Origin of the sequence: Nocardioides sp. (assembly GCF_031422975.1) — a bacterium.
In the GTDB taxonomy this organism is placed as follows: domain Bacteria; phylum Actinomycetota; class Actinomycetes; order Propionibacteriales; family Nocardioidaceae; genus Nocardioides.
Genome location: NZ_JANPEO010000548.1, coordinates 1 through 7,407 on the forward strand (window position 1 = coordinate 1; position 7,407 = coordinate 7,407).

7 protein-coding genes are annotated in these 7,407 nt (G+C 70.0%); 4 read left to right on the top strand and 3 right to left on the bottom strand.

Annotated elements, in window-relative coordinates; translation table 11 throughout:
* Positions 1 to 791: DUF445 domain-containing protein (locus RMO85_RS16395; protein ID WP_310529791.1), on the bottom strand; the 791-nt coding region annotated here is incomplete at its 3' end.
* A 51-nt stretch (positions 792 to 842) separates the two neighbouring features.
* Between RMO85_RS16395 and RMO85_RS16400 the strand changes: the two genes are divergently transcribed.
* The 4 genes from RMO85_RS16400 (at position 843) to RMO85_RS16415 (ending at position 5,983) form a co-directional block, all read left to right on the top strand.
* On the top strand, positions 843 to 1,238 hold the full coding sequence (locus RMO85_RS16400) for an adenylyltransferase/cytidyltransferase family protein (RefSeq protein ID WP_310529792.1): 396 nt from the start codon (positions 843 to 845) through the stop codon (positions 1,236 to 1,238).
* An 8-nt stretch (positions 1,239 to 1,246) separates the two neighbouring features.
* Positions 1,247 to 2,680: an MXAN_6640 family putative metalloprotease gene (locus tag RMO85_RS16405; RefSeq protein ID WP_310529793.1), complete on the top strand. Its 1,434-nt coding sequence runs from the start codon at positions 1,247 to 1,249 to the stop codon at positions 2,678 to 2,680.
* 79 nt (positions 2,681 to 2,759) lie between these two features.
* Entirely contained in the window at positions 2,760 to 4,304 is a 1,545-nt protein-coding gene (locus tag RMO85_RS16410) for an MXAN_6640 family putative metalloprotease (protein ID WP_310529794.1), read from the top strand.
* Between the two features lie 158 nt (positions 4,305 to 4,462).
* Positions 4,463 to 5,983 (top strand): aldehyde dehydrogenase, encoded by a 1,521-nt coding sequence (locus RMO85_RS16415; RefSeq protein ID WP_310529795.1) that lies wholly within the window; start codon positions 4,463 to 4,465, stop codon positions 5,981 to 5,983.
* Positions 5,984 to 6,119: 136 nt separating this feature from the next.
* On the opposite strand, the gene RMO85_RS16420 is transcribed toward RMO85_RS16415, so the two are convergent.
* Positions 6,120 to 6,857, bottom strand: coding sequence for an N-acetyltransferase (locus RMO85_RS16420; protein ID WP_310529796.1), 738 nt, complete (start codon positions 6,855 to 6,857; stop codon positions 6,120 to 6,122).
* A gap of 95 nt (positions 6,858 to 6,952) precedes the next feature.
* On the bottom strand, positions 6,953 to 7,407 hold a 455-nt coding region (locus RMO85_RS16425; protein WP_310529797.1), incomplete at its 5' end, for a TetR/AcrR family transcriptional regulator.

Here is a 7,407-nt window from a genome sequence, read left to right on the forward strand (position 1 = left end):
GCCCCACGGGCGTGGTGGCCGGGAGTGTCGCGGATGTCGGAGATCCAGCGGATGGCCTCGAGGTGGAGGCGTTGGGTGACGGCCTCGTTGAGCCGCGGCGGCGCCCACCACGGAGCACGCTCGCTGAGCACGTCGGTGAACGTGTCGCCGTTGTGCACCAGCCAGCGGTGCATCTCCTCGAGCGCCAGGTCGACCAGACCGTGGTGCAGGTCGTCGCGCACCATCTCGGTCAGCAGGGTGCCGAGGATCGGCGAGATGGGCTCGTCGCGGAAGCGAGGCACGAAGGCGCCGTTGACGAGGTCGGCGATGTGCTCGTCGCGGACCTTGCCGAGCGCGATGGCGGCGACGTCGGACACCTCGTCGACGATGCGCCGGTCGTTGGCTGGGTCGCCGAGCCAGTCTCCGACGCGGGCGGTGATCGCCGCCGCGGCCGTCCGCTCACGGATGATGTCCTCCTGAAGGAAGTTCTCCCCCACGAACTCCTCGAGCCCCTTGCCCAGCTCGTCCTTGCGCTTGGGGATCAGCGCGGTGTGCGGGATCGGGATGCCCATAGGGTGCGTGAAGAGCGCGGTGACCGCGAACCAGTCGGCGATGGCGCCCACCATCGACGCCTCCGCACCGGCGTTCACGAAGCCCCACGCCCCCTCGCGGCCCAGCGTTGCGACGTACACGACAGCGGCCAGCACGAGCAACGCGACGGCGACCGTCCGCATCTGCCTCAGCCCGCGGCGGCGCGCCTCGTCGGCGCCCGCGTCGGGCGTGATGATGGACAGGGGGGCAGTGATGGCCACGCGGGGATCCTCTCAGGCCGCTGGCTGAGGCCTGCGACTAGATTGGCGCGCATGTCGCGCACCGTCATCACCTTCGGGACCTTCGACGTGTTCCACGTCGGACATCTGCGGGTGCTCGAACGTGCCGCGGCGCTCGGCGACCGGCTGGTCGTGGGCGTCTCGGCCGATGCTCTCAACGAGAGGAAGAAGGGCCGTGTTCCCGTCTTCAGCGAGCGCGAGCGGTTGGCGATCGTGGCGGCCCTCCGGGTGGTCGACGAGGTCTTCGTCGAGGAGAGCCTGGAGGCCAAGCGCGACTACATCGTCGAGCACGGCGCCGACGTCCTGGTGATGGGCGACGACTGGGCCGGCAAGTTCGACGAGTACGCCGACGTGTGCGACGTCGTCTACCTCACCCGCACGCCCGCGATCTCCACGACCGCGATCATCGAACACATCGCGGACATGTGATGAGAGTCGTGGCGGCCCTTGCCCTCGTGATCGTGGCCGCGTTCCTGCCGCCCGACCAGGCGCTCGCTGCCTCCTCGGACGAGCGCCGAACCTTCTCCCGAGACCACACGCTGGACCTGCGCGACGCCTACCTCGCCAACGCCGCCCGGTCGGCCCGCGGTGTCGGGAGCGCCGCCTCGCGGCCCACCGATCCGGCCGACGGCTCCGGGGAGTTCTTCTGGGACCCCGCGGCCCCGCAGTCGCGGGTGTGCAGCGACCGGGTCTGCGTGCACTACGTCACCACGACCTCCGATGCCCCACCCCTCGCGGCAGCCGACGGTGTCAACCCCGACTGGGTGCGCCGCAACCTCGACGTGACGGAGTTCGCGCTCACGCGCATGGCCGAGCTGGGCTACAGCGGTGTCCCGTCCGACGGCGGTCTCGGAGACAGCGCGCAGTTCGACGTCTACCTCGCCGACATCAGCCGCGCCGGGCTCTACGGCTACTGCGCGCCGGAGGCACCGGTGCCGGGCGCGCCGGGTCACGCCTCGTCCTTCTGCGTCTTCGACAACGACTTCCGCGGCTTCCCGATGCCACCCGACGAGAGCCTGCGGGTCACCGCTGCGCACGAGCTCTTCCACGCCGTGCAGTTCGGCATCGACGTCGACGAGGACAGGTGGTTCATGGAGTCCACGGCCACGTGGATGGAGGAGCAGGTCGCCGACGACGACAACGACAACCGGCAGTACCTCTCCTCGGGCCAGCTGGGACGGCGCCACGTGCCGCTCGACCACGCCGCCTCCGACCTCGGCATCTACGGCAACTGGATCTTCTTCCAGTTCCTCGCCCAGCGGTACGGCGTCGACGCGGTCCGGCAGATCTGGCTGCTCGCCGACGCCGGACCGGGCCGCCGCAACGACTTCTCCATCGAGGCGGTGCGGCACTTCATCGAGAGCCGGCACAGCACGTTCCCCGCGGTGTATGCCGCCTTCGCTCTCGCCAACCTCGCCCCGGGACGCGGCTACGAGGAGGGCCACGCCTACCGGGCGGAGGCCGTCGACGACCTCGTGCGCCTCGGAGCGGGCCGGTCCACGTGGCGCGACCAGCGCATCGGCGTACCCCACCTCACGGCCCGGGCGATCGCCTTCCGGCCCCGCGCCGGGCTGCGCGCACAGGCGCGGTTGCGGGTCACCGTGTCGGCCGCCCGCTCCAGTGGCGCCGCGGTGAGCGTGCAGGTGCACAGGGTGTCCGGCAAGGTCACCACGCTGCGGCTCCGACGCGGACACGGCAGCCGGGTCGTGAACTTCGCCGGTGCCCGGGTCCGCCGGGTCGTGGTCGTGCTGGCCAACGCCTCGACGCGCTACGACTGCGGACAGCGCACGCACTTCGCCTGCCACGGCACGCCTCGAGACGATCGCCAGCGATTCGCCATCACGGCGACTCTGGTCCGCCGGCCCCGCTGACGTAGCCTCGAGCACTGACCTGCGACGCTGCGGGTCGGAGGTCTGGGGCTGCTCGGGTCAGCGACGAAGGGATGAGTGCGTGCTGAGGTCAACCATGCTTGCCGTGATGCTGGGGTTGCTGCTCTCCCCCTTGCCCGGCTCCATCGCCGGCGCGCAGGCCGACCCCACGCCGCTCCCGGCCGATCCCGACACCCGCGTGGCACTGACCGCCCTGGACACGGCCGGGCGAGTGCTCGCCGGCGGCGCGCGGCCCACGGATCCCTCCGCGACGGTCGCGCTGCGTGACCTCTGGCTGACCCGGCCCGACCTCACCGGAGCGGAGGCGGCCGAGGCGGCCTCGCTGCTCGCCCGGCCCACCGACGGCCCTGCCGACCCGTTCGACAACGGCTACACGGTGCCGTCCTCCAGCCAGTGCGGCGCCCACGTGTGCGTCCACTACGTCCCCACCACCGCTGATGCGCCGCCCAGCGCCGAGTGGGTCGCCCAGAGCCTGGCGACGATGGAGAACGTCTACGAGCGCGAGGTCAACCAGCTCGGCTACCGCGCCCCTCGCACCGACGGCAGCGCGGGTGGTGACAACAAGCTCGACGTCTACCTCAAGGACCTCGACGCCGGCCTGTACGGCTACTGCGCCGCCGAGTTCCGCAAGAAGGCACGCACCGCCAGCGGCTTCTGCGTGCTCGACAACGACTACTCCCCCGCTCAGTTCCCGAGCCAGACGCCGGAGAACAACCTCGCGGTGACCGCGGCCCACGAGTTCTTCCACGTCGTGCAGTACTCCTACGACTACAACGAGGACCCGTGGATGCTCGAGTCCACGGCCACCTGGATGGAGGAGCAGGTCGCCGACGACGTCAACGACAACCGGCAGTACCTCCGCTACAGCCAGCTGCAGGCGCCGTTCGTGCCCCTCGACGCCTTCAGCGCCACCTACGGCTTCCAGTACGGCAACTGGATCTTCTGGGAGTACCTCACCGAGCGGTTCGGCACCCAGTTCGTCAAGAAGGCATGGCTGTCCGCGGGCAGCCTGCGCCGCGACGGAGGGCGCTACTCGATCGAGGCGATCCAGTCCGTCCTGCGCAAGAAGAAGAAGAAGTCGTTCACCGACGTCTACGCAGACTTCGCGGCCGTCAACATCACGCCGAGCCTGCACTATCGCGAGGCGCCCGGCGTGCCGGAGTTCGCCAACCCGCCGGTGCTGGCCGACGTCACCTTGAGCCGTGCGAAGAGAAGGCACACGCAGCGCGCCAAGGTGGACCATCTCTCGGCCGACGCGCTCCACCTGCGACCAGGTGCCGGGCTGGGCGGGAAGAGGTGGCGGCTGAGCGTGCGCGTGGACGGCCCGGCACGCTCCTCCAGCCCAGCTGCCCGCCTCGTGGTCCACAAGACCAACGGCACCGTCGCGATCCGCCGGCTGACGTTCGACCGCCGGAGTCGGGCGCAGTCACTCGTGCCGTTCAGCGCGACCAGGATCGCCGCCGTGACGGTGTCGTTCGCCAACGTCTCGACGCGCTTCAGCTGCGGCAAGCGCACCAACTTCGCCTGTCACGGCACCGCCCGCGACGAGAACAGGTTGTTCACCATCGCGGCCAGGGCCGTCAAGACGAAGAAGCACCGTCACTAGCAACCACTCGAGCGAACCCTTGAGGCCTACTCCGCGCGCCTGCCATCCTCGGCGGGGCTAGCCATCGCGTTGGGCCGGCTCTAGATTCGTTGCATGGACATTGCTCCTGCTGGGTGGCCCGACAGCGGCCGCACTCCGGTCTCCATCGGGTCATGGCCGTGACCACCACATCCAGTTCCGCACCCGCCACCGGGACCGGGTCCGATGCGGTGCTGGAGGAGTTCGGGCTCTTCATCGACGGCAAGACCGTGGACTCGGTCTCGGGTCGTACGTTCGAGTCCGAGAACCCCTATACCGGCGCCCCGTGGGCGCGCGTGGCGGACGGCGCACGGGAGGACATCGACGCCGCGGTTGCGGCGGCCCGGTCGGCCTTCGACGGCGAGTGGGGCCACCTGACCGGGTTCCAGCGCGCGGCGATCATGCGCACGTGCGCAGAGGCCCTGGACGCCAATGCTGGGCGGCTGGCGCGGCTCGAGGTGAACGACTCGGGGAAGCTGATGCGGGAGATGTCGGGGCAGATGGCCGGCTTGTCATCCTGGTTCAACTACTTCTCCGGGCTGGCGGACAAGCTGGAAGGCTCGAGCGTCCCGCTGGCGAACCCGAACTATTTCGCGTACACGTGCAAGGAACCGGTGGGGGTCGTGGGTGCGATCACCCCGTGGAACAGCCCGCTGCTGCTGCTCACCTGGAAGCTCGCCCCCCTGCTCGCCGCGGGGAACACCTGTGTTGCCAAGCCCTCGGAGCACTCGCCCGCCTCGAGCGTTGCGTTTGCCCAGATCCTGCATGAGGCCGGGCTCCCGGCCGGTGTGTTCAACGTGGTGACCGGGTCGGATCGCTCCACGGGAGCCGCGCTGGCCGGACACCGCGGCATCGACAAGGTGGCGTTCACCGGATCCACCGCTACCGGCATCGCGGTGGCCAGGGCAGCGATCGAGAACGTGAACCGGGTGACCCTCGAGCTCGGCGGGAAATCCGCCCAGACTGTATTTCCGGACGCTGACCTGGATGCCGCGGCCAACGGGATCGTTGCCGGCGTCTTCGCCGCCACCGGCCAGACGTGCATGGCGGGGTCGCGGCTTATCGTGCACGAGTCCGTGGCCGACGAGCTCGTGGCGAAGGTGGTTGCCCGCGCGGAGGCGATTCGGCTCGGTGATCCCAACGACCCCGCGACCGAGATGGGCCCGGTGGCCAACCGGCCGCAGTACGACAAGGTGCTGGGCTATCTGAGGATCGCTGCCGAGGAGGGTGGCACGTTTGCCACGGGCGGCGGGGCTGCTTCTGAGCTCGGTGGGCTGTTCGTGAAGCCCACCGTGATCACCGGGGTGAGCCCGCAGAGCACCGTGGTGCGCGAGGAGATCTTCGGCCCGGTGCTCTCGGTCTACACGTTCTCCGAGGAAGCCGAGGCGATCCGGCTGGCCAACGGCACCGAGTACGGGCTCGCCGGCTCGGTGTGGACCAAGGACGTCCACCGCGCTCACCGAGTCGCCGCCCAGCTACGGGCGGGAAGCATCTGGGTCAACGCGTACCGGGTGGTGGCACCCAACATGCCGTTCGGTGGATTCGGCAGGTCGGGACTGGGCCGCGAGAACGGCATCGCCGCCGTTGAGGAGTACCTCGAGACCAAGTCGGTCTACATCGAGCTGACCGGCGAGCCGCGCGATCCCTTCAAGCTCGGCTGACCCACGGATCCCCTCCTTCTGTTCATCTTCGGTCTTGCGGCGGGGCATGGTCGGCCGCGATAGCCCGTCGTGCAGCACGGGGAGGACATCAATGCTGCGGTGCAGACCTGACCGAGGAAGTTCCGGAGCCAGCGACTCAGTCGCCTGTCTCGTGCACGACCCACACGTTGGGCTCGACATACGTTGCGACGCCGTGGTCGACGTCGCAGTGGACCGGGGAAAGAGCCTGGGGCACGACGACTGGGCCGGTGGTGTCGAACGGCAGCCCGGTCCACGCCCGCCACTCCTCGAGCGTTCCGGGGATGACCATCGAGCGGGGGGCCACCTTCGCGATACGGCCACCGGCCCGGACGTGGACCCGGAGCCATGGGTCCACCGGCAGACCGTCCGCGCGCACCCGGGACGCGTACGCCGCCATCGGCTCGTGGACGTCGCGCTTGCCGTTGGGACGGACCGGCGCGACGAGCTCGGCAAAACCCCACCGCGCCGCGTTGTCGCGCATCGCGGCGAGCATCTGTCCGGAGATGCCCGTGCCCTGACGGTCGGGTCGGACGGCGATCTCGACCGCGGAGATCGCATCGGGCTCCTCGCCGCCGAGGCTGGCGAGCAGGCCGTTGCGGATCACGCAGTCCCAGCCGTGGTCGGGCAGCACGTCGTCGCCGAGCACGAACGGGATCGAGTACGCGCACGCGACGACCTCGCCTGCCTCGTCCTGCGCGGCGATGACAAATGCTGGGAACCGTGTCTCGACGTTGCCGTAGAACAGTCCGCCGATCGGATCGTGACGCATGAACTCCGGCCACGAGGTGGGCATGCTCCACATGGCCTCGGCGAGGTCGGGCCGATCAGCGAGGACGGAGAACGTGAGCGACACACCGATATCGTGCCCGATGCCGGTAGCCGGGGTCGCGGCATTTTCTTGGCACTCCCGCGCCGACGGTGGCTGTCGCACCGGCTCGAGACGCAGGCTCAGGCACCCACGACGGCAAGCACCCGCTCGCAGTGCGCCACCAGCTCCTCGATCGACTCCGTTCGCTCCGCGGTCCCGTCCGCCGACCAGCTGAGCGCCCGGTCCTCGACGTAGGCCCACCAGGCGTGCACGATCGGCCGGCGCGCCGGGGCCAGGCCCAGCGCGCCCATCACCCGGTCGGTGGAGACCGAGCGCACGGAGTCGTAGACCTCGCTGACGCGCGGGTCGGCGACACCGCTGCCGTGCACCAGCGTGAGGTAGAAGGACCGGCGCCGGTCGATCTGCTCGATCATGGCCGCGACCATGCCGCGCACCTGGTCCGGCCCTGCGGAGGACTCGTCCGGGGCCGTGTTGCGCAGGATGCGCCGGCCGGCCGCCGCGATGCAGGCGAGGTAGAAGTCGGTCTTGGTCGGGAAGTAGTGGAAGAGCAGGCCGCGGGAGATGCCCGCCTCGG